The organism is Microbacterium hominis (assembly GCF_013282805.1).
Classification (GTDB): Bacteria; Actinomycetota; Actinomycetes; order Actinomycetales; family Microbacteriaceae; genus Microbacterium; species Microbacterium hominis_B.
Genome location: NZ_CP054038.1, coordinates 3,543,076 through 3,563,607, shown reverse-complemented (window position 1 = coordinate 3,563,607; position 20,532 = coordinate 3,543,076). Strand labels below are relative to the sequence as shown.

Genomic DNA, 20,532 nt, shown 5'->3' with positions numbered 1-20,532 from the left:
TCGTTGTCGTGGGTGACCACGCTCCCCTAGAGTTTCGCCCACGGGGGCCGACAGAGGGAGAGCAATGAAACGTTTGCGTACGACGATGACGGCTGCGGGACTCGCAGCCCTCGTCGTGATCAGCGGGGCGGGTGCGTCCGGCGCGCTCGCGGCGCCGGGGAAGCCGGGCCAGCCCCGCTACGCCCCCGGTGCCGAAGGCGTGGGCGACCCGTACTTCCCCTACTCGGGCAACGGCGGCTACGACGTCGCCCACTACGACCTCGACCTCGACTACACGCCACCGGCGCCGGCACCGGCGCTCCTCGAGGGGCAGCTGACCGGCGTGGCGACCATCGACATCGTGGCCACACAGGACCTCGACCGCTTCAACCTCGACCTGCGCGGAATGACGGCCTCGGCCCTGTCCGTGAACGGCAAGCCGGCAGCCGGCATCCCGGTTCCCGCTGCCGGCGCCGAGATCGACGGGGCCGCCTACTGGCAGGTGCAGGACGACGACGCCCGCATCTGGGAGCTCGTCGTGCAGCCGCGTCCCAAGATCAAGGCCGGCCAGAGCTTCCAGGTCGTCGTCGAGTACGGCGGCACCACGATCCGGCCGCTCGACATCGAGGGCGCCCTGTACGGGTGGGTCACCACGCGCGACGGCGCCATGGTCGTCAGCGAGCCCGACGGGTCGATGACGTGGTACCCGGTGAGCGATCACCAGACCGACAAGGCGTCGTACCGCTTCGAGATCACGGTGCCCGAGGGCAAGGTCGCCGTCGCCAACGGCGTACCCGCCCAGGATCCGGTCACCGCCGACGGCCTGACCACCTGGTACTGGGACGCCCCCGACGAGCAGGCGAGCTACCTCACCACGGCGTCGGTCGGCGACTTCGACCTGCGCAACACGTACTTCTCGGCGAGCGGCGTGCCGATCATCGACGCGGTCGACACGAAGCTGAGCGCCAGCCGCCTGGCCACGACGAACGCGAGCCTGCTGCGGCAGCCCGCGATGATCGACCTGTTCGAGAGCCTGTTCGGGAAGTACCCGTTCAACTCGTACGGCGCGATCGTCGACAACGACTCGGTCGGCTATGCGCTCGAGACGCAGACGCGTCCGGTGTACTCCGCCCAGGCCAGCGAGGGCACGGTCGCGCACGAGCTGGCTCACCAGTGGTTCGGCAACGCCGTGAGCCCCGACCGCTGGGCCGACATCTGGCTCAACGAAGGCTGGGCGACCTACGCGACGTGGATCTGGAACGAGGAGCGCGGCATCCGCACCGCCCAGGCGGCGTACAACATCTGGTACAACTCGGCGCCGCCCACGTCGTCGTACTGGACCTTCCAGATCGGCGACCCGGGTCCGCTCGGACTGTTCGCGGGCCAGGTGTACAACCGGGGTGCCGGAACCCTGCACGCCCTGCGACTCGAGGTCGGCGACGAGGCGTTCTTCGCGGGGGCACGTCTGTGGGTCGAGCGCTACAACGACTCGACGGGCTCCGCGGCCGACTTCCAGGCGGTCTACGAGGAGGTGTCGGGACAGGACCTCGACGCGTTCTTCCAGATCTGGCTCTACGGCCAGGAGAAGCCGCCGGCAACCTGGACGCTGCCCTGATCGCAGCATCCGTCCGACGGTGCCGCCGCATCCCACGGGTGCGGCGGCACCGTCGTCTTGATCGACGCGTGAGGCGTCTCAGTCGGTCGAGATCGCGAACAGCGTGGTCGTGCCCGAGACCTCGTTCGCGACCGCGAGCATCGGCTCGCCGGTGGCCGAGGCCGACGCCGGGATGAACGCGACGCCTTCGGCGCCGAGATCGCCCGCCGCCGGCGAGGTCGGGTCGGCCGTGAAGTCGCGGTTGTTCACGTAGGTCACGAAGGCGGTCTCGGTCGGCACGGTGATGTCGTACACGGCGACGCCGCCCACGCGCTCGAAGCCGATGAACGCGTAGGTGCGTCCGCCGACCTCCCCGATCGCGAGGTTCTCCGGCTCAGGGCCCTTGTCATCGCTGCGCCCCTCGAGGTTCGCCTCGGTGTGGTTCGAGTTGAAGAAGGCCGGGTTGGCCGCGTGGGTGATCTCCTCGAACGAGGAGCCCGAGTCGAACACCTGCGCGCCGTCGGTTGTCCAGATCGAGAACGACCGGGCCCCGAACGTGTACAGCTCGGAGTAGCAGCCGGCCGCGTCGTCGAAGCCGAGCTCGCGCGTCACGTTGAGGCGGCCGAGATCGGCGTTGCCGAGCTGCGATGCCAGCGGGCTGTCGGCGCACACCTGCGACGCGAGGCCGGACACCCGCGAACCTTCGACATAGTCGCCCCACTCGCGGGCGTCGCCCTCGTTCGCGGTGACGAGGTACGTCTGGCCGCCGCTGCGATAGGCGTTGAGTCCGTCGGGCATGTAGGCCCCGAACAGGCCCTCGAGGGTGCGCAGCGCGAATCCGCCGTCGCGGTCGCTCGGGTCGAGCGCGTTCTGCGGGAGGGAGAAGTCCGTGAACCCCAGCGGCAGGATGCCGGTGACCCGGGCGCTCGGGATCTGCACGACGGCGATCGCGTTCGCCTCCTGCAGGGCGACGTAGGCGGTGTTGCCGTCGATCGCCACGTACTCCGGCTCGAGGTTGCGGCTCACCGGCAGGTCGTTTCCGTGCGGCTGCGGCCCGAAGACCCGCACGTCGGCCGGCAGGGTCTTCGAGCCGCCGGCCTCGAACGCGTGGAAGTCGGCGGTCTTGACGTCCTTCTGCGTCGCTGCGGCGACCTTGTTCGGCAGCTTCACGATGCTCACCGAACCTTCGGGGTCGATCGTGAACGCGTCGTTCGGCTCGCCTTCGTTGGCGACGACGGCGTATCTGCCGTCGGGCGCGATCGCGACCATGTCGGGGAGCGCCCCGACCTCGACCTCGCCGAGATACGTGGATGCCGCGCCCGCCGCGTTCGCGTCGAAGAACACCAGGTGGCCGGGGTCGGTCTTCGTGGGCGCCTCGAAGGCGATCACGCCGAGTCCGTCGGCGCGCACGGCGACGGAGTTGGCGATGCCGGCGGAGGAGATCGCGAACTCGAGGGTCATCGCTGCGGGCTCGGAGTAGTCGAGGACGCTCACCGAACCTGCCTGCGCGTTGACCACGAAGAGACGGTCGCCGTGCGCGGCGACGATCTCGGCGGCCGACTCGTCGAAGGCGCCGGTGTCGAACGTGCCGACGGGGGCGAGCGAGAGGGCGGCGTCGTCGGCGGAGTACTGGATCGGCGCGGGAACGATCGCGGCCGACGCGGCGGTCAGCGGTGCGAGTGCGAGCGCGCCGGCGACCAGGATCGCCGTGGTGGCGACGGAGCGCCGGGTCAGGGGAGAAGGCATGCGGATCCTCGGGTAGGGGCTTCGACGACGCGCGAGCGCGCGTCCCCTCGTGACTACCGAGCCCCGGTGAGATCCCTATGAACGGGCGGCGAACAATGGGATGTATGGAGGCCAGGACAGATAGTAGGAAGTCCATGTAAAATCAGCACGGTGCCAACGACGGCACAACCGGATTCAGCAGGATGCCCCACAAGGGCACGAGCAGAAGAATGAAGGAGCAACGGTGTCGATGACGATGTCCACCTCCCCGAAGACCGCCCTGAGCGATGATGAGCGCGACGCGATCCTCGCAGCCGTGCGCGAATTCGCGCAGAGCGAGCTCGCCCCGCACACGCTGGAGTGGGACGAGCGCAAGCACTTCCCCCGCGAGACCATCCACCGGGCCGGCGAACTCGGACTCGGCGGTGTCTACGTGCGCGAAGACGTCGGCGGCACCGGTCTCGGGCGTGCCGAAGCGGTCCAGATCTTCGAGGAGCTCGCGCAGGGCGACCCGGCGATCGCCGCCTTCATCACGATCCACAACATGGTCGCGTGGATGATCGACACCTACGGCGCCGACGAGCAGCGTCGCGAATGGCTCCCGCGGCTGACCTCGATGGAGGGCTTCGGCAGCTACTGCCTCACCGAGCCCGGGGCAGGATCCGATGCCGCCGCGATCACGACGACGGCGATCCGCGACGGCGACGAGTTCGTGCTGACGGGCGTCAAGCAGTTCATCTCCGGCGGCGGCGAGGCATCCGTCTACATCGTGATGGCCCGCACGGGCGAGCCCGGTGCGCGCGGCATCACGGCGTTCCTCGTTCCCGACGGCACCCCGGGACTCTCGTTCGGCGCGAACGAGAAGAAGATGGGCTGGAACGCCCAGCCCACACGACAGGTGATCCTCGACGAGGTGCGCGTCCCGGCCGCGAGCATGCTCGGCGTCGAAGGGCAGGGCTTCAAGATCGCGATGTCGGCGCTCGACGGCGGGCGCATCAACATCGCCGCGTGCTCGCTCGGCGGCGCGCAGTGGGCGCTCGACCGCGCCATGCAGTACGTGCACGAGCGCTTCACGTTCGGCGAGGCGCTGGCCGAGAAGCAGTCCGTCGTGTTCACGATCGCCGACATGGCCACCGAGCTGCGCGCCGCGCGTGCGCTCGTGCGGGATGCCGCCGCCGCCCTCGACGCGAAGGCGCCGGACGCCTCGCTGCAGTGCGCGATGGCCAAGAGGTTCGCGACCGATGCCGGCTTCCGGATCGCCAACGAGGCTCTCCAGCTGCACGGCGGGTACGGCTACCTTCAGGAGTACGGCATCGAGAAGGTGGTGCGCGACCTGCGCGTGCACCAGATCCTCGAGGGCACGAACGAGATCATGCGCGTCATCATCGGTCGCGAGCTGCTGACCCCTCGCGCATGACGGTCGACGAAGGAGTCGCACGAATGAGGATCGCATTCCTGGGCCTGGGCCACATGGGCCTGCCCATGGCGAACAACCTGCGGACGGCCGGACACGAGGTGGTCGGCTTCGACGTCTTCGCGGGCGCGCGGGACGGCGCCCGGGACAGCGGTCTGCCCGTGGCCGAGACGGGGGTCGATGCCGCCACCGGCGCCGACGTCGTGATCACGATGTTCCAGACCGGCGCGCAGGTGATCGACGCCTATCGCGGCGTCGAGGGCGGGAGGGGACTGCTCGACGCCGCCGCGCCCGGCACCCTGTTCATCGACTCGTCGACGATCGCCGTCGACGACGCACGGGCCGCGCACGCGCTGGCCGAGGCCGCCGGCCATCGCTCGATCGACGCCCCGGTGTCGGGAGGCGTCGTCGGCGCCGAGAACGCCACGCTGGCGTTCATGGTCGGCGGGGCCGATGCCGACTTCGAGGCCGCGAAGCCTCTGCTGGAGGCCATGGGCCGGCGTGTCGTGCACTGCGGCGGCGCGGGGCTCGGCCAGGCCGCGAAGGTCTGCAACAACATGATCCTCGCGGTGTCGCAGATCGCGGTCGCGGAGGCGTTCGTGCTCGGCGAGCGGCTCGGACTCGAGCACCACGCACTGTTCGACGTGGTCTCGAACGCGTCGGGCCAGTGCTGGGCGCTGACGACCAACTGCCCGGTGCCGGGGCCCGTGCCCACGAGTCCCGCCAATCGCGACTATCAGCCGGGGTTCGCGGGCGCGCTCATGGACAAGGACCTGGGTCTCGCGGAGAAGGCCGTTGCGCTTACCGGCGTCGAGGCCCGCATGGGCATGCTCGCGCGGGAGATCTATCGGGACTTCGCGGCGGGGGAGGGTGCCCGCCGGGACTTCTCCGGGGTGATCACCGACATCCGCGACGCGAGCGCGTCGGCGGACTGAACGTCAGGCGCGCCCCGCGCCGGGCGCGTCGAGCCAGCGCATGGTGCTCATCATGACGTCACCGAGCGCGATGAGCGACTCGACGTCGTCAGAGGCGAGGCCGTCGGGGGCGAGCGCGGTGAACTGGAAGCGCAGCGCGCGCCGTGACGGCTCCTCGCCCGGAACCGGCACGACGTAGTGCGTCTCGCGCGTGGCGACGGTCGCGTGCTCGTCGCGGATGCTGTCGCCGGTGCGCCAGAGCCACATCGGCGTCTGGGCGAAATCGGCCGATTCGACCGGCTTCCCCCGGCTCAGGCGCCCGAGCGCGGCATCCCATCCGACCGTCGCCGGCCGAACGAGCGGCGACACCATCAGGGTCGCCGGCAGCGGTCCGGCTTCGGCATCGGCGGGCGGGAGGTACAGCTCGATGACCTTCAGGTCCTCGATCGAGCGCCGGTACTGCGCGAGCATGCTGCGCGTCTGGAGCACGAGGTCCGCGCGCCCGGCGGCCTTCATCCGCGCGAGCGCGGCCTCGGTGGCGGGACCCTCGAGCAGCTCGCGCGGGTGGGTGCGACGCCAGCCGGGCGGGCAGAGGATGCCGTAGGGCGTGGGCGCCGTGTGCCGGCCGCCCAGCTCGTCGCGCAGCGATGTCACCGGCGCTCCTCGCGCCACGTCTGGGGGAGGGGTGTGGATGCCGCGCGCGACACGTCCGCGTCGGTGATGACCTTGAGCTCCTTCAACCGCTGCAGCGCGGCGCGGTGCGCGCTGACCACGGCGGCGCGCTCATCGGCCGACAGGAGGCCGTCGACGTCGAGCCACCACGCATCCATCCTCGCGGTGACGAGGGCCTCGTCCGGGGCCGTGAGCGACGACGACGGCGCCGGCACGTGCTCGACGGCGCGAGCACGCCACCACAGCGCGGTGGTCGCCCCGATCGCGGCGACCAGCAGCGTGAGACCCGCGATCGTCGACGCGGTGAGGTCGACCTCGTTCCACCGCGCCACGACGGTGGCCAGCAGCACGGTCCACAGCACCGGGAAGAACAGCAGCAGACCAGTGGCGGCCCCGCGCAGCTCGTACATCCGCGTCGAGCGCCGGGAGGGCTCCATCCACGCGTACAGCCCGAAGGTCGCCGCGGCCAGCACGCCGGACCACAGCAGCCCGTCGTCGAGTCCGATCGCGCTGCGCCCTGTTCGGGGCGAGGGCACGATGAGTGCGAACGCGATCATGCCGAGCAGGAGCGCCACCACGAGCGTGGTCTCGTGGAGCGCCGTCGACGACTTCGGGCTCGCCGGCGCGTTCGCCGGCCTGTTCGCCGTCACCGTGCCGTCGGCGACCGCCCGCACCTCGCCCGCCCGCACCATGTCATGGCTGCGCTCGAGCTCGGGCACCGCGGCGAACAGAGCGATGCGCGCGGCATCGTCGGTGGCGTGACGCGGGCTCGCGTACGAACCGGCGCGCAGCCGCTTCTCGACCCGGGAGCGTGCGGTCAGGGCGACGTCGGTCATGCAGTATCTCCAGCGGGGTCGAGCGACGCGAACAACGCGTCGATGTCGTCGAGGCGCTCCCGAAGCCGGGCGACGTCGTGGTCGCCCGACACCGCGTACGCGACCCACCGGCCGCGCACGCCGAGCCATTCGGCCTTCGGGAACAGCACGGGCTCGGACTCCTCGTCGCGCAGCACGACGTTCAGCGTCAGTCGACGGACCGCACCGGGGAAGGTCGCGATGTCGAGCTCTTCGACCACGGGGTCGACGGCCGTGAATCCCGGCTCCGGCAGGAGGTCGGCGGGGGCGGTGGTGTCGGGGTCGCGCTCCTGCACGTAGACGTCGACGAAGCCGGTGGGCTCGCCGTCGACGGGGTAGTGCCAGAAGCGGAAGGAGACGTGGGCGGCGGGGAACAGGGCGATGGTCTGCGCCTCGTGCGCGATCGCGGGAAGCAGCTCCGCGGCGTCGTCGCGGCCCGCGGAGGCCTCCTGTGCGATCCACGCGGCCCAGGCCTGCGCGTCGGCCCAGGGCGTGCCGACGTAGTCGAGCGGCACAGGGATCCAGCGGTCGGGATCGTATGAGGAGTGGAACGGAGTCGAGGGCACGGCGGGATCCGGGTCTGGGGAGGGACGCAAGCCACTCTAGTCGCGAGCGGGCGGGACCCCTGCGGGGCGGTCAGCGGGCGAGGTCGGGGATGCCGGGGAGCCCGGTGACCTCCTGGACCACCTGGTAGTTGCCGTAGGCGAAGTTCCAGCCGTTCACGACCTGGCCGCCGAGGCTCGGCGCGGCGTTGTCGGCGATGAAGTTCAGGGACCGGTGACTCGCACGCCCCGCGCCCGGCCACGCCGTGGCCATGCGCTCCGACATGGTGAGGGCCATGCCATCCCAGCGGCCGCCGCCGCTGCGGATCGCGTTCCACGCGTTGCGCCCCCACGCGCCCTGCACTCCACGCACGAAGTCGTCCGCGAGTCCCGTGGCGCGCAGCTCCCGGGCGAGCCGGTTGCCCGCACCGCGGCCGGCGCCCGTGATGGAGGCGAGGTCGCGGGTGACGGCGTTTCGACCCGCCGCGATCGTGCGCGAGGAGGCGCCGCCGGCGCCCGCCGCCACGCGCATCGAGGCCATGACGCCGCGACCGGCCAGAGCGCCCTTGGCCCAGGCGCCGATGAAGGGGGCGACCGCGACGACATCGATCGCGATGTCGAGCCAGCTGACGCGTTTGGATCCCGCGCCCATCATGATCAGGTGCGCGGCGAGGCTCACGACGGCCGCGATCGTGGCGATGACCAGGAAGATCGGACCGCCGATCACGATCGCCAGCACGACGGCGATCGCTCCCACCCACGTGGCGATCGTCGCGATGCCGTCGAGGAGGTCCTCCCACCAGCTGTCGTTGATGCCCGATGCGTCGATGGCGTCGGACACCCCGTCGACGGCGTCGTCGTACGCCTGCTCCCACGCCGAGTAGCCGCTCTCGAACGACTCCCAGAGCCCGTCGAGCTTCGTCTCCGCCGTTCCCGCCGCGGTGCGCGCCTCGCCGAGCGCGCGGGACGCGCTGTCGCGCTGGGCCTGGGTCGGCTCGTCCTCCCAGAACCAGGTGCGGGTCAGGTCGTCGACGTCGCCCTGCGCCTGCCGGAGGTCTGCCTGGGCCTCGTCGTGGGCGGTGTGCGCCGTCTGGATCTTCGGCACGAGCGGATCGACGACCGACTGCGCGGTGCGCAGCTTCTCGGCGTAGGTCACCAGCACGGGACCTGTCTTCGTGTACCGCTTCGCGACCTTCACGAGCTCGCCGCGCAACTCGCCCGCCGACTCCCGCACCGCATCGAGGCTCTCGGCCTTGTACTTCTCGGCGGAGGAGAGCTTGCCGAGCTCGACGGCCGTCTCCTCCATCTGGGCGCCGATGCTGCTGTAGTGGTTGCCGGCCGACTCGATCTGGCCGGGGTTGCCCTCGATGCCCTGCAGCAGGAAGTGCCGGTTCGGGGAGTGCAGCGCGTATCCGAAAGCCATCAGCCGTCCTTCGCCATCTCGACGTCGATCTCGTTCAGTCCGTCGATGATCCCCGTGATGTGCTCGTGCACGTTGTGCAGGGACTCGAGGATCACCTCGCGGTTGCCGTCCCACCCGGACTCGAAGTCGCCGACGCGATCGCGCAGACGCCCGTCCCCGGTGGGACGGCCCACGGCGTCCTGCACGCGGTCGGTGGCGTCGCCGATCCCCTCGAACTCGGTCACGAACAGCCCGAGACGCTCGTTCATCTCACGCAGATCGTCGAGATCGACGTCGATTCGGTCACCGGCCACGGCTCGTCTCCCGCCGGATCAGTTGCCGGCGAGGGCCTGGTCGGTGTCCTTGATCGCCTGCATCATCTTGCGCAGGGACTCGCCCATGTCGCTGATGCCCTCGATGGCCTTCTCCAGGCCCGTGGTCAGCTCGGTGTAGCCCTCGCCGAACTTACCCGAGGCGTGCTGGGTCTTGAAGTCGTCGCCGAGCAGGCGGTCGACATCGCTCTTGAGGCGGCGCAGCGTGTCGCCGATCTCCTCGCGCCCGGAGTCGAGCTTGCCCGCCATCGCTTCCATCTCGCCGTACGACGCCTTGAAGTCCGCCATTGTCGTGTCCCTTCGGAATCCACCGGGCCCGATCCGGCCCGCGAACAGGCTAACCGGAGTGGGCGACGAGCCCGATGGGGAGGAATCCCCATGTGGAAAACTGCAGGGGGTCGCACCGGACGCGACCGGAACGGAGACCTCGATGACCGAGTACGAGACGATCCTCGTCGAGACCCGCGGGCGCGTCGGCTGGATCACCCTGAACCGTCCCGAGGCGCTCAACGCCCTGAACGCTCGGGTGGCCGGCGAGGTCGCCGCCGCGGCATCCGCCTTCGACGCCGACGAGGGGATCGGCGCCATCGTCGTCACCGGATCGGACCGCGCCTTCGCCGCCGGCGCCGACATCAAGGAGATGGAGGCGAAGTCCGGCCGCGACATGATCATGGACGACCACTTCGGCGACTGGTCGACCTTCGCCGCCGTGCGCACGCCCGTCATCGCGGCGGTCTCCGGCTACGCGCTGGGCGGCGGGTGCGAGCTGGCGATGATGTGCGACATCATCCTCGCCGCCGACACCGCGAAGTTCGGCCAGCCCGAGATCAACCTCGGCGTGATCCCGGGCATGGGTGGCTCGCAGCGGCTCATCCGCGCGGTCGGCTACTACAAGGCCGCCGAGCTGATCCTCTCGGGGCGCATGATGGATGCCGCCGAGGCGGAGCGCTCGGGACTCGTCTCGCGCGTGGTGCTCGCCGCCGATCTGCTCGACGAGGCGGCACGTCTGGCCGACACGATCGCGTCGAAGAGCCTGCCCTCGCTCTACGCCGCCAAGGCGACGCTGGATGCCGCGATGGAGACGCCGCTCGCCGAGGGGCTGCGCCTGGAGAAGCACGTGTTCGCGGCGCTGTTCGACACCGACGACCAGAAGGAGGGCATGGCCGCGTTCCGCGAGAAGCGCGCGCCGGAGTTCACGCACCGCTGACCCGCGAGGCGGTGGCGCCCGTCAGAGCGGGTCGGGCTGAGGGCGCGGGTCGGCGAAGTCGCCGGCGCCCTTGCGCAGACGCGCGATCAGCCGCACCACCTCCGCGGTCTCCGCTTCGGCCAGGCCCGGACTCTCGAACACGTTGGTGTTGAGCGCCGCCGTCGCCCGCTCGACGAGATTGCGCCCGGTGCCGGTGATCACCAGCATCGCCGCGCGACCGTCGACCGGATGGGGCTCGCGGGCGGCGAGCCCGTCGCGCACGAGACGGTCGACGGTGTTGGTGACGCTGGTCGGATGCACCTGCAGGCGGGCGATGGCGCTGGCCATCGGCATCCTCCCCTGACGGGTGAAGGCGAGCAGTCGCAGCATCTCGTAGCGGGCGAATGAGAGGCCGAACGGCTTGAGCGTCGCGTCGATGCGCGCCAGCAGCAGCTGGTGGGCGCGCATGATCGAGGTGACCAGGGTCATTCCGCCCGCGGCATCCGACCACCCGTGATCGACCCACTGACGCTTGGCCTCCGCGATCGGATCGATCGGGAGAGGGGTGTTCCGGGCCATGGATGCCTCCGATCTGGCGAAAACCACGCTAGCGGCACCCTTAGACTCGATGCGTCGAAGGAGCGGAGACCCAATGAAGATCGTCGTCCTGGTGAAGGAGGTTCCGGACACCTACGGTGACCGGAAGCTGAGCCTCGAGACCGGCCTCGCCGACCGCGACGCGAACGATCGCGTCATCGACGAGATCGGCGAGCGCGCCCTCGAAGTCGCTCTCTCGTACGCCGACAAGAACGCCGGCACCGAGGTCGTCGTGCTCACGATGGCCTCCGAGGCGGCGACCGCCACCGTGCGCAAGGGCCTGGCGATGGGTGCGGCCTCCGCCGTGCAGGTGGTCGATGAGGCGCTGCTCGGCGCCGACCTGGGGCTGACGGCAGAGGTGCTCGCCGCGGCACTGAAGCGCATCGGATTCGACCTCGCGATCGCGGGCAACCTCTCCACCGACGGCACCGGCGGGGTGATCCCCGCGATGATCGCCGAGATCCTCGATGTGCCGGCGGCCACCATGCTCAACGCGGTCGAGATCGGCGAGGGCTCGGTGTCGGGCGAGCGGGCCACCGACGGCGGCACGGCCACGGTCACCGCGGAGTTCCCGGCGGTGATCTCGATCACCGAGCGCCTTCCCGACGCGCGCTTCCCGAACTTCAAGGGCATCATGGCGGCCAAGAAGAAGCCGTTCGAGACCCTGTCGCTGGCCGACCTCGAGGTCGCCGCCGACGACCCGGCCGCCGCGCGGTCGATCATGATCACCATCGGCGAGAAGCCCCCGCGCGAGGCGGGCGTGAAGATCGTCGACGAGGGCGACGCGGGCGAGAAGCTCGCGGACTTCCTCATCGAGAACCGGCTGGCGTGAGGTGGGTGCGATGACGTTCGCAGAGGACGCGATTCTTGTTCTGCTCGATGTGACCCCGTCGGGCACGCTCGCGGCATCGGCGGCAGGCCTCCTGGGCGCCGCGTCGACCGTGGGCACCCCGGTGGCCCTCGTCGTCTCCGATGCCGACGGCCTCGCCGAGGCCGCTGCCGCGCTGGGCGCGGGGACGGTGCTGGTCGCCGCCCCCGGGGAGGGGCTCGTCGTGCCGGTGGCCGACGCGCTCGCCGCCGCCGCGGCGCTCGTGCGGCCCGATGCCGTGCTCGCCTCGCACTCGGTCGAGGGCCGTGAGGCCGCCGCCCGATTCGCCGCGCGCACCCGCTCGGCGCTGTGCGTCGACGCCGTCGGCGTCGTGCGCGACGACGAGGGCGTGGTCGCCCAGCACTCGGTGTACGGCGGCGCGTACAACGTGAGCGCGGCCGCCACCTTCGGCGCCCCGGTGATCACAGTGCGACAGGGCTCGATCGACGCCCGCGCCGAGGCGGTCGCCACCCCGGTCGTCGAGAAGCTCGAGGTGGAGGCCTCCGGACGCAAGGCCGCCACCGTCGGCGCCGTCGAGGAGGCCGTCGTCTCGTCGTCGCGTCCTGAGCTGCGTGGCGCGGCCAAGGTCGTCTCGGGTGGCCGGGGCCTGGGCTCCGGGGAGAAGTTCGAGCTCGTCGACCAGCTCGCCGATGCGCTCGGCGCCGCCGTCGGCGCCTCGCGCGCCGCCGTCGACGCCGGCTACGTGCCGCAGTCGTACCAGGTCGGCCAGACCGGCGTCTCGGTGTCGCCGCAGCTGTATGTCGCGCTCGGCATCTCGGGCGCGATCCAGCACAAGGCCGGCATGCAGACGGCCAAGACGATCGTCGCGATCAACAAGGACGGCGACGCCCCCATCTTCGAGATCGCCGACTTCGGCGTGGTCGGAGACCTGTTCACGGTCGTGCCGCAGCTCATCGCTGCGCTCGAGGCGAAGAAGAAGGCGTAACCGCGATGGCGACGTACGGCAGCACGGTGCGCCGCGGCCTGCCGCGCGTCGCCGGAGGAGAGCCCTGGCCCGCAGCCGGCGAGGCCCCGGTCGAGGTCGCACCGCCGAACGGCGATGCTCCGACCTCGGCGCCGGTGCCGGTGGATGCCGCGCCCACCGCCCCCGCGGAGGCGGCGCCAGCGGCCCCCGCGGAGGTCGCGACCGCTCCGGCCGTCGCAGCCACGGCGGCTGTCGCCGCCGCCGCGACGGGCGTGCCGCGTGCGGTCCGCCGCGGTCTGCCCCGCGTTCCGGGCGGGGAGCCGTGGCCGCCCGCCTCCTTCTCCGACGCACCCGCCGCCGCACCCGCCGCATCACCGGAGCCTGCCGCCGCGGTCCCCGCTGCCGTCGCGAGCGCGCCGGCCGCGGCATCCACCCCCGCTCCGGCATCCACCCCCGCTCCGGCATCCGCCCCCGCTCCGGCATCCGCCCCCGCGCCGGCGCCCGCCGTCGACGCGGTGCCGCTGCGACGCGGCCTGCCGCGCGTGTCCGGTGGCGAGCCCTGGCCGCCCGCCGGGTTCGCGCCGGGTGCTGCGATCACCGACGAGGCCGCAGCTCCCGCGGCCGAGGCGGCTCCCGTGGCGGTCGCCGCCGAGGTGGCCGCCCCCGCCGCACCGGCGGTGCCCGCGAAGGACTACAGCACGCCGCTGGCGTTCACCCGCACCGTCTGGCCCGGCGCGCACGCGCGCACGCGCCCGGCGCCGGCGCCCGAACCGCAGCGGATCGGCCCGTTCACGAAGGGGCAGTGGGCCGGCGCGACGATCGTGCTCGGCGCGGCCCTGCTCATCGCCGCGGGCATGGCCGTCGCGTTCGTGCGGTGGTTCCTGAGCCTGGAGTTCATGCAGGACTTCCTGGCGACCTACCCCGGCGAGTACCACCTGCCCGAGGGTGCTCCGGTCGGATTCCCCGCGTGGCTGGGCTGGCAGCATTTCTTCAACGTCTTCCTGATGGTGCTGATCATCCGCTCGGGCCTGCGCATCCGCAGCGAGAAGCGGCCGACGGCGTTCTGGACGCCCCGCAACAACCCCAAGGGCAAGATCAGCCTCACGATGTGGTTCCACCAGGCGCTCGACGTGCTGTGGCTGGTCAACGGCGTGGTGTTCATCGTGCTGCTGTTCGTCAGCGGCCAGTGGATGCGGATCATCCCCACCAGCTGGGAGGTCATCCCCAATGCGCTCAGCGCCGCGCTGCAGTACGTGTCGCTGGACTGGCCGACCGAGAACGGCTGGGTGAACTACAACTCGCTCCAGCAGATCGCCTACTTCACGACCGTGTTCATCGCCGCACCGCTCGCCGCGATCACGGGGGTGCGGATGTCGGGGGTGTGGCCGAAGAACGCGAAGGGCCTGAACAAGGCGTACCCGGTGGAGTGGGCGCGTGCCGTGCACTTCCCCGTGATGCTGTACTTCGTGCTGTTCATCTTCGTGCACGTCGTGCTCGTGTTCGCGACCGGGGCGCTGCGCAACCTCAACCACATGTACGCGGCGCAGGGCTCCGTCGACCCGAACGCGTATGCGGACAACTGGGTGGGCTTCTGGATTTTCTCCGTGTCGATCCTGGTGATCATCGCCGCGTGGGTCGCCGCCCGTCCTCTGGTCATCGCCCCCATCGCCCGATTGTTCGGCAAGGTCAGCGGCCGCTGACGCGACACGGTTGTCGAGTAGGCAGCGAAGCAGCCGTATCGAGACACGGTTGTCGAGTAGGCCGCGAAGCAGCCGTATCGAGACACGGCAAGGTCAGTGGCCGCTGACCTCCGCCGCTCCGCTGTCGCAAAGTGCGCTCCTAGCCGCCGATTGCGACAGCGCAGCAGCGGGCGCACCGGGGGATAACCCGAAGAGAATCGGGCGGATTGCTCAGGGGCGCGCGGCGAGGCGCGGTCCTAACTTGGAGGCATGTCCACAGCTCCTCCTGTCACCGCATCGGTGAATTCGCCCCTTCGCATCCTCGGCGCCCTCGCCCACATGGCGGCGCTCGGCGTCGTGGGTCCCGTCGTCTTCAGCGTCCTCATCACCTTCCTCGGGCTCGGCGTCGGGCTCCTGCCGCTGCTGGGAGTGGGCCTCCTCTTCCTCCTCGCCTTCGTCTACGGCATCTTCGCCCTCGGCTGGCTCGAGGCGGCCCGCGTCGACGGACTCTACGGCTTCGGCATCCCGCCGCACCGGCTGCGTCGCAGCGGCCGGCCCGGCTTCGGCGGCTTCCTCCGCACGCTCTGGCTGCAGACGATCGACCCGTTCGCGTGGCGGGGGTTCGCCAGCGCCGCGATCGCGACCGTGCTGGGCTGGATCGTCCTGACCCTGGCCGGGATCGTGGGGTCGGGCGTCGTGCTGGCGTTCGCGCCGCTGTTCGCCGCCGAGGGCACCGTGCACCTCGCGCGCACGGTCGTCGAGGTGCCCGTCGCCTGGGCCGTGCCCGTCGGCATCCTCGCCGCACTCCTGGCCGCCGCCGCCCTCGTGGGTCTCGCGGTGCTTCACGGGGTGCTCTCGCGAGCCATCATGGTCCCCTCGCGGGAGGCGCAGCTGGCCGAGGCCGCGCGCACCTCGAGCTACCAGCACGCCGGCGCCGTCCGTGCCGCCGACGTCGAGCGCACGCGCATCGAGCGCGACCTGCACGACGGCGTCCAGCCCCGCCTCGTCTCCGTCGGAATGACGCTCGGCATGGCCCAGCAGAAGATCGACACCGATCCCGAGGCGGCCAAGCAGCTGATCGGCGAGGCGCACACCTCGACCAAGGCGGCCATCACCGAGCTGCGCCAGCTCGCGCGCGGCATCCACACCTCGGTGCTCGACGACCGCGGCCTCGACGCCGCGCTGTCGGCGCTCGCCGCCCGCTCCGTGATCCCGGTGGGCCTCGACGTGCGACTCGACGGACGCTGCACCCGCGAGACCGAGACGGCCGCGTACTTCGCGATCGCCGAGGCGCTCACCAACGCCGCCAAGCACTCCCGCGCCTCCGAGGTGCGCGTGCTCGTGCGGCTGCGCGACACCGGGGTGCTGTGGGCCCGCGTCGAGGACAACGGCGTCGGCGGGGCGCAGGTCGTGCCCGGCGGCGGCCTCGACGGCATCCGCAATCGCATCGCCGCCGCCGGCGGCGAGGCCCGCATCGACAGCCCCAACGGGGGCCCGACCACCGTGGAGGTGAGCATCCCATGCGCATCCTGATCTGCGAGGACTCGGCACTCCTGCGCGCCGGGCTCGTGCGACTGCTCGAAGACGCCGGCCACTCCATCGCGGCCGAGCTGCCCGATGCGACCGGATTGGCCGACGCGGTCGAGGCCGAACGGCCCGACCTGTGCATCCTCGATGTGCGGCTGCCGCCGACCTGGACCGACGAGGGCATCCGCGCGGCGCTCGAGCTGCGGGCGAGCAGCCCCGCGCTGCCGCTGCTCGTGCTCTCCCAGTACGTCGAGGAGCGCTACGCCTCCGACCTCATCGCGGCGAGTGAGGGCGCCCTCGGCTACCTGCTGAAGGACCGCGTCGCCGACGTCGCCGACTTCCTCGAGGCGATCGAGCGCATCGGATCCGGAGCCACGGTGCTCGACCCCGAGGTCGTGGCCCAGCTGCTCGGCCGGCGCCGCCGCGACGAGCGGATGCAGCGGCTCACCGCCCGCGAGGCATCCGTCCTCGCACTCATCGCCGAAGGCCGCTCGAACCAGGCCATCGCCAAGACGCTCCACGTCTCGGAGGGGAGCGTCGAGAAGCACATCACCGCCGTGTTCCAGAAGCTCGATCTCGAGCAGGACGAATCCGGCAACCGACGGGTGCTCGCCGCACTCGCCCACATCGAACACGGCGGCACCCAGCCGCAGCAGGGAACGAACCGATGAACACCACACTCACACCCCCTCCGCTTCCCCCGCAGGCGCCGCCCCCGTCGCCGCCGACGCCCCCGGCATCGGGGCCCGCACCGACGCCGACCGGATCGTCCGGGGCCGCGAAGGTGGTCTCGATCCTCACGATCGCGCTCGGCGGGGTGCTCCTGGTCGGGGCGGCAGGTTCGGCGGTGCTCTCCACCGTCGCCGCCGCCAGCGTGCGGACCTCGTCGCAGGCGGTCGCGGTGGGCGAGGCAGCCATCCTCGATGCCGATGTCGCGGCGGGATCGCTGCGCGTCGAGTTCGCGGACGTCTCGCAGGCCGAGCTCGACGTCACCCGCCCGTGGGGCTGGGGCGAGTGGACGCTCGAGACGCGTGGCGACACGCTCGTGGTCGCCTCGCCGGAGATCGACTTCGCAGGCGGCTGGTGGACGGGCGGAGCCGGGGATGCCGTGCTGCGCCTGCCGGAGTCGTTCGCCGGGTCGGACGTCGACCTGACGCTGTCCGCGGGCAGCATCGAGGTCGACGGCGACTTCCGCGAGGTGGCGTTGGGCGTGAGCGCCGGCGAGGCCCGCGTGTCCGGTTCGGCTGACGCGCTCGAGGTCGAGGTCAGCGCCGGCGGCGCGGTGCTCGACCTCGCAGACGTGCGAGTGGCCGACCTGCAGGTGAGCGCCGGCTCCATCGAGGGCGAGCTCACCGGCGACCAGCCGGACGCACTGGTGCTCGACGTCAGCGCCGGGTCGCTCCGGCTCACCGTTCCCGATGGGCGGTACGACGTGGACGCCGAGGTGTCCGCGGGCGACTTCGACAGCAGGCTCGACGAGAGCCCGGGGGCGCAGAGCACCGTGGAGGCCTCGCTGTCGGCCGGGGAGATCGTTCTGCGCTCGCGCTGAGAGCGCGCGCCTCAGACGGAGGGCGTGTCGTCGCGAACCGCGGCGGCACGCCCTTCGGCGTATCCGTCGGCGTAGGCCTCGTCGGCACCCCGGCGGAACATGTCGCGCTCGAGCGCGCGCACGATCGTCCGCGCACCGGGCAGATCGAGGTCGCCGACCAGGTCGGCGCGCCCGCGCACCACCGCCACCGGCAGCCGCGCCGCCTTGCCCTTCACGAGGTCGGCGGCGGCGGCGATCTCGTCGGCGACGCAGGGCATCGTGACCACGAGCTCGCGACCCTCGGCGTCGGTCTGCCCGCGCAGGTCCTCGAACACGTGCACTCCGGCGGAGCCGATCGCCTGATCGATCTGCCCCTCGCGCCAGGCGCGGCCGAGCGTGTCGGTCACGAGCACGCCCACCCGTGCGCCGGTGCCCGAACGAAGCCCGGCCGCGAGGGCACGGGCAGAGGCGTCGGGGTCCTCCGGCAGCAGCAGCACCGTGCCGTTTGGTGTGTTCGAGGCGTCGACCCCGGCGGCGGCGGCCACGATCCCGAGGCGATTCTGCACGATGCGCGTCGTATGGCCCGACGGGCCGGTGCGCGCGGCGACGAGCCGCACCGTCTCGGCCGTGATCGCGTCCTCACGGTCGTCGGCGCGCAGCATGCGCCCCTCGGCCTTCGAGACGATCTTCGAGGTGACCACCACGATGTCGCCGTCGCGCAGGGCGGCATCGTCGCCGTGCGCGCCGCGCGCGGCATCCACCCCCTGCAGGATCTGGGCGACGAGGTCGTCGCCGGCGGACACCTCCGGCAGCCCCGGCAGCGCCCAGACCTGCAGCACCGTCAGCGGACGAACCGCACCTCGGTGAGGGTCTCACCGAGGAAGGGCTCCGTGTGCGAGGCGCCGTCGAGGGCGAATCCGTTGCGGGAGTAGAAGCGGTGGGCGCGCGGGTTGTCGTCGGCGACCCACAGGTACAGCGGCTCGTCGGCCTCCACGACCGCGTCGAACAGCTTCTGGCCGGTGCCGGTGCCGTGGTGCGCGTCGAGCAGGTAGATGAAGTAGAGCTCGCGATTGCGGGGCGCGTCGCGGTCCCGCGCGGGGCCGGAGCCTGCGAAGCCGATGATCTCGCCGTCGGCGAGGGCGGCGAACATCTTGAACTCGGGGCCCTGCACGGCCCAGTGCGTCCACAGTTCGGCGAGGCGCCGGGGGGAGACCTTCTCGAGGGCGGCCTTGCTGATGAGGTGGTCGTACGTCTCGTGCCAGCAGGTGGCGTGGACGCGTCCGAGAGCTTCTGCATCGACGTCGCGCACCGGACGGACGACGATGTCGGTCTGGGTTTCGGCTTCCATGGCGCAGACTCTACGCTCGCGCTCCCGCGACGCGAAATCGGGTGACGACGGGGTGAACGGCGGAGGAACGGATGCCGGACCCGGCGCGGCGCGATGCGCGGCGAGTATGTGGGAGACCGACAAAGCATTGCGCGCATCGCTCGCGGATTCACTAACATCACGCCTCGTGAACGTGATCTGGCGCACCCTCCTGGTCATCCTCCGTGCGCGTGTGCTGCTCCGGCGCCACGGCACGGTCCCGCCGCTGACCGTGGGGCGCCTGCGGGTGCGCACGCTTCCCACCGACATCGATCTGCTCGGCCACATGAACAACGGCCGGTACGGATCGCTGTTCGACCTCGGCCGGTTCGACCTCCTCATCCGCACCGGCATGTGGGATGCCCTCACCACGCGCGGGTGGTACGCCGTGGTGGCGAGTTCGACGATCACGTTCCGCAAGTCGCTGGAGCTCTGGCAGCGGTTCACCATCGAGTCGCGCCTGCTCGGCCACGACGACAAGTCGGTGTACCTCATGCATCGCGCGGTGGTGGACGGCGAGGTCTACACCGAGATGATCGTGCGGGCCCGCTTCCTCAAGCGCGCGGGCGGCATCGTGAGCCACGAGGAGCTGTTCGCCGCGGTCGGGCGCCCCGACGACCTCCCCGACGTGGAGCCGTGGGTGCACGAGTGGGCGGCCGCGTCGGCCCTCCCCTCGACGAAGGCGGACGCGCCGAGCATCTGGCGCTGAGCGCGAGCGCCGGCGCCATAGCGCAGGGATGAGCGGCGCGCAATGGGGTAGGCCGTTCCCAGGACGGTGCGGTTGCGTGGCCTGCATGGCGCCGCGACCCGGTGGCGCCCGGAGCGAAAGGGTGAGCATGGACACCACCGCACTCATCTGGATCATCGTCGGCCTGGTCGTGGTGGCGGTGATCGTCGTCGTCACGCTGGTCCTCACGTCGAAGGGCCGCCGCCGGCGGCGCGCCGAAGCCCAGCGGGAGCGCGCCGAGGAGCTGCGCGCCCAGGCGCGCGAATCCGAGATCGCCGCGCGGGAGCGGGAGGCCGAGGCCGCCCAGGTGCGCGCCGATGCGGCCTCCGCGGCGGCTGCCGCCGAGCAGGCGCGGGCGCGTGCCGCCCAGGCCACGGCCGAGGCTCAGCGACGCGCCGACCAGGTGGACGAGCCGCTCGAGGCGGCGGCATCCCACCGCTCCGAGCAGGAGGAGGCGCTGCGCAAGGCCGATGAGATCGATCCCGACGTCGTCGCCGACGGCGACGGCACCCGCCGCGCGACGCGTCGCGCCGCCGAAGACGACGCAGCGGCCGAGCCGGCGGCCGAGCCGGTCGTCGAACGCCGCGCCGATGCCGACCCCGCGGCCGAGCCGGTGATCGAGCGCCGCGCGGACGGAGACCCGCAGGAGCCTCGCGTCACGGAGCGCCGCGGTGACGGAGTGGACTCCCGCGCATGACCCC

22 protein-coding genes are annotated in these 20,532 nt (G+C 71.6%); 12 read left to right on the top strand and 10 right to left on the bottom strand.

Going from position 1 to position 20,532, the window contains the following annotated elements; all coding sequences use genetic code 11:
* Positions 1-85 precede the first annotated feature (85 nt).
* On the top strand, positions 86-1,594 hold the full coding sequence (locus HQM25_RS15955) for a M1 family metallopeptidase (protein ID WP_172991124.1): 1,509 nt from the start codon (positions 86-88) through the stop codon (positions 1,592-1,594).
* 78 nt (positions 1,595-1,672) lie between these two features.
* Here HQM25_RS15955 and HQM25_RS15950 read toward each other — a convergent pair whose 3' ends face one another.
* Positions 1,673-3,319, bottom strand: a complete 1,647-nt coding sequence (locus HQM25_RS15950) for a choice-of-anchor I family protein (RefSeq protein WP_172991123.1) — start codon at positions 3,317-3,319, stop codon at positions 1,673-1,675.
* A 229-nt stretch (positions 3,320-3,548) separates the two neighbouring features.
* Here HQM25_RS15950 and HQM25_RS15945 point away from each other — a divergent pair, with 229 nt between their 5' ends.
* Together HQM25_RS15945 and mmsB are read left to right on the top strand one after the other, a co-directional pair.
* On the top strand, positions 3,549-4,715 hold the full coding sequence (locus tag HQM25_RS15945; RefSeq protein ID WP_172991122.1) for an acyl-CoA dehydrogenase family protein: 1,167 nt from the start codon (positions 3,549-3,551) through the stop codon (positions 4,713-4,715).
* A gap of 23 nt (positions 4,716-4,738) precedes the next feature.
* Positions 4,739-5,647, top strand: coding sequence for a 3-hydroxyisobutyrate dehydrogenase (mmsB, locus tag HQM25_RS15940; protein ID WP_172991121.1), 909 nt, complete (start codon positions 4,739-4,741; stop codon positions 5,645-5,647).
* 3 nt (positions 5,648-5,650) lie between these two features.
* On the opposite strand, the gene HQM25_RS15935 is transcribed toward mmsB, so the two are convergent.
* The 6 genes from HQM25_RS15935 to HQM25_RS15910 all read right to left on the bottom strand — a co-directional run bounded on the left by HQM25_RS15935 (position 5,651) and on the right by HQM25_RS15910 (position 9,716).
* Positions 5,651-6,280, bottom strand: a complete 630-nt coding sequence (locus HQM25_RS15935; protein ID WP_172991120.1) for a hypothetical protein — start codon at positions 6,278-6,280, stop codon at positions 5,651-5,653.
* Entirely contained in the window at positions 6,277-7,134 is an 858-nt protein-coding gene (locus HQM25_RS15930; RefSeq protein WP_172991119.1) for a hypothetical protein, read from the bottom strand. Before HQM25_RS15930 ends, HQM25_RS15935 begins: the two co-directional genes overlap by 4 nt.
* Positions 7,131-7,718, bottom strand: coding sequence for a hypothetical protein (locus HQM25_RS15925; RefSeq protein ID WP_172991118.1), 588 nt, complete (start codon positions 7,716-7,718; stop codon positions 7,131-7,133). The genes HQM25_RS15930 and HQM25_RS15925 overlap by 4 nt, the downstream gene beginning before the upstream one ends.
* A 70-nt stretch (positions 7,719-7,788) precedes the next feature.
* Positions 7,789-9,117, bottom strand: coding sequence for a hypothetical protein (locus HQM25_RS15920; RefSeq protein WP_172991117.1), 1,329 nt, complete (start codon positions 9,115-9,117; stop codon positions 7,789-7,791).
* Positions 9,117-9,410, bottom strand: a complete 294-nt coding sequence (locus HQM25_RS15915; protein WP_172991116.1) for a hypothetical protein — start codon at positions 9,408-9,410, stop codon at positions 9,117-9,119. The genes HQM25_RS15920 and HQM25_RS15915 overlap by 1 nt, the downstream gene beginning before the upstream one ends.
* Before the next feature lie 18 nt (positions 9,411-9,428).
* Entirely contained in the window at positions 9,429-9,716 is a 288-nt protein-coding gene (locus HQM25_RS15910) for a WXG100 family type VII secretion target (protein ID WP_172991115.1), read from the bottom strand.
* A gap of 142 nt (positions 9,717-9,858) precedes the next feature.
* On the opposite strand from HQM25_RS15910, the gene HQM25_RS15905 reads away from it, so the two are divergent.
* Positions 9,859-10,635, top strand: coding sequence for an enoyl-CoA hydratase (locus HQM25_RS15905; protein WP_172991114.1), 777 nt, complete (start codon positions 9,859-9,861; stop codon positions 10,633-10,635).
* A gap of 21 nt (positions 10,636-10,656) precedes the next feature.
* Here the strand turns inward: HQM25_RS15905 and HQM25_RS15900 are convergent, their stop codons facing one another.
* A complete protein-coding gene (locus HQM25_RS15900) occupies positions 10,657-11,193 on the bottom strand; it encodes a MarR family winged helix-turn-helix transcriptional regulator (RefSeq protein ID WP_172991113.1) in 537 nt (178 codons plus the stop codon).
* Between the two features lie 73 nt (positions 11,194-11,266).
* On the opposite strand from HQM25_RS15900, the gene HQM25_RS15895 reads away from it, so the two are divergent.
* The 6 genes from HQM25_RS15895 to HQM25_RS15870 all read left to right on the top strand — a co-directional run bounded on the left by HQM25_RS15895 (position 11,267) and on the right by HQM25_RS15870 (position 17,759).
* Positions 11,267-12,043 carry an electron transfer flavoprotein subunit beta/FixA family protein gene (locus HQM25_RS15895; RefSeq protein ID WP_172991112.1) on the top strand — a complete coding sequence of 259 codons (777 nt, stop codon included), beginning with the start codon at positions 11,267-11,269 and terminating at the stop codon, positions 12,041-12,043.
* A gap of 10 nt (positions 12,044-12,053) precedes the next feature.
* The gene (locus HQM25_RS15890; protein ID WP_172991111.1) at positions 12,054-13,025 is read left to right on the top strand and encodes an electron transfer flavoprotein subunit alpha/FixB family protein; all 972 of its coding nucleotides are present in this window, start codon (positions 12,054-12,056) and stop codon (positions 13,023-13,025) included.
* A gap of 5 nt (positions 13,026-13,030) precedes the next feature.
* Positions 13,031-14,704 carry a cytochrome b/b6 domain-containing protein gene (locus HQM25_RS15885; RefSeq protein ID WP_172991110.1) on the top strand — a complete coding sequence of 558 codons (1,674 nt, stop codon included), beginning with the start codon at positions 13,031-13,033 and terminating at the stop codon, positions 14,702-14,704.
* A 249-nt stretch (positions 14,705-14,953) separates the two neighbouring features.
* Positions 14,954-16,216 carry a sensor histidine kinase gene (locus HQM25_RS15880; protein ID WP_172991109.1) on the top strand — a complete coding sequence of 421 codons (1,263 nt, stop codon included), beginning with the start codon at positions 14,954-14,956 and terminating at the stop codon, positions 16,214-16,216.
* Positions 16,204-16,881, top strand: coding sequence for a response regulator (locus HQM25_RS15875; RefSeq protein ID WP_172991108.1), 678 nt, complete (start codon positions 16,204-16,206; stop codon positions 16,879-16,881). Before HQM25_RS15880 ends, HQM25_RS15875 begins: the two co-directional genes overlap by 13 nt.
* Positions 16,878-17,759, top strand: a complete 882-nt coding sequence (locus tag HQM25_RS15870; RefSeq protein ID WP_172991107.1) for a hypothetical protein — start codon at positions 16,878-16,880, stop codon at positions 17,757-17,759. Before HQM25_RS15875 ends, HQM25_RS15870 begins: the two co-directional genes overlap by 4 nt.
* A gap of 11 nt (positions 17,760-17,770) precedes the next feature.
* On the opposite strand, the gene cofE is transcribed toward HQM25_RS15870, so the two are convergent.
* The gene (gene cofE, locus HQM25_RS15865; RefSeq protein ID WP_172991106.1) at positions 17,771-18,577 is read right to left on the bottom strand and encodes a coenzyme F420-0:L-glutamate ligase; all 807 of its coding nucleotides are present in this window, start codon (positions 18,575-18,577) and stop codon (positions 17,771-17,773) included.
* Between the two features lie 2 nt (positions 18,578-18,579).
* The gene (locus HQM25_RS15860; RefSeq protein ID WP_172991105.1) at positions 18,580-19,086 is read right to left on the bottom strand and encodes a GNAT family N-acetyltransferase; all 507 of its coding nucleotides are present in this window, start codon (positions 19,084-19,086) and stop codon (positions 18,580-18,582) included.
* A gap of 166 nt (positions 19,087-19,252) precedes the next feature.
* Between HQM25_RS15860 and HQM25_RS15855 the strand changes: the two genes are divergently transcribed.
* Together HQM25_RS15855 and HQM25_RS15850 are read left to right on the top strand one after the other, a co-directional pair.
* On the top strand, positions 19,253-19,813 hold the full coding sequence (locus HQM25_RS15855; protein WP_172991104.1) for an acyl-CoA thioesterase: 561 nt from the start codon (positions 19,253-19,255) through the stop codon (positions 19,811-19,813).
* A gap of 127 nt (positions 19,814-19,940) precedes the next feature.
* A complete protein-coding gene (locus tag HQM25_RS15850) occupies positions 19,941-20,528 on the top strand; it encodes a hypothetical protein (RefSeq protein WP_172991103.1) in 588 nt (195 codons plus the stop codon).
* Positions 20,529-20,532: the final 4 nt, after the last annotated feature.

Coding starts and splice junctions, on each gene's coding strand:
- HQM25_RS15955 (WP_172991124.1), top strand. CDS start 86: ATGACGGCTGCGGGACTCGCAGCCCTCGTCGTGATCAGCGGGGCGGGT.
- HQM25_RS15950 (WP_172991123.1), bottom strand. CDS start 3,319: ATGCCTTCTCCCCTGACCCGGCGCTCCGTCGCCACCACGGCGATCCTG.
- HQM25_RS15945 (WP_172991122.1), top strand. CDS start 3,549: ATGACGATGTCCACCTCCCCGAAGACCGCCCTGAGCGATGATGAGCGC.
- mmsB (WP_172991121.1), top strand. CDS start 4,739: ATGAGGATCGCATTCCTGGGCCTGGGCCACATGGGCCTGCCCATGGCG.
- HQM25_RS15930 (WP_172991119.1), bottom strand. CDS start 7,134: ATGACCGACGTCGCCCTGACCGCACGCTCCCGGGTCGAGAAGCGGCTG.
- HQM25_RS15920 (WP_172991117.1), bottom strand. CDS start 9,117: ATGGCTTTCGGATACGCGCTGCACTCCCCGAACCGGCACTTCCTGCTG.
- HQM25_RS15910 (WP_172991115.1), bottom strand. CDS start 9,716: ATGGCGGACTTCAAGGCGTCGTACGGCGAGATGGAAGCGATGGCGGGC.
- HQM25_RS15905 (WP_172991114.1), top strand. CDS start 9,859: ATGACCGAGTACGAGACGATCCTCGTCGAGACCCGCGGGCGCGTCGGC.
- HQM25_RS15900 (WP_172991113.1), bottom strand. CDS start 11,193: ATGGCCCGGAACACCCCTCTCCCGATCGATCCGATCGCGGAGGCCAAG.
- HQM25_RS15895 (WP_172991112.1), top strand. CDS start 11,267: ATGAAGATCGTCGTCCTGGTGAAGGAGGTTCCGGACACCTACGGTGAC.
- HQM25_RS15890 (WP_172991111.1), top strand. CDS start 12,054: ATGACGTTCGCAGAGGACGCGATTCTTGTTCTGCTCGATGTGACCCCG.
- HQM25_RS15885 (WP_172991110.1), top strand. CDS start 13,031: ATGGCGACGTACGGCAGCACGGTGCGCCGCGGCCTGCCGCGCGTCGCC.
- HQM25_RS15880 (WP_172991109.1), top strand. CDS start 14,954: ATGTCCACAGCTCCTCCTGTCACCGCATCGGTGAATTCGCCCCTTCGC.
- HQM25_RS15875 (WP_172991108.1), top strand. CDS start 16,204: ATGCGCATCCTGATCTGCGAGGACTCGGCACTCCTGCGCGCCGGGCTC.
- HQM25_RS15870 (WP_172991107.1), top strand. CDS start 16,878: ATGAACACCACACTCACACCCCCTCCGCTTCCCCCGCAGGCGCCGCCC.
- HQM25_RS15860 (WP_172991105.1), bottom strand. CDS start 19,086: ATGGAAGCCGAAACCCAGACCGACATCGTCGTCCGTCCGGTGCGCGAC.
- HQM25_RS15850 (WP_172991103.1), top strand. CDS start 19,941: ATGGACACCACCGCACTCATCTGGATCATCGTCGGCCTGGTCGTGGTG.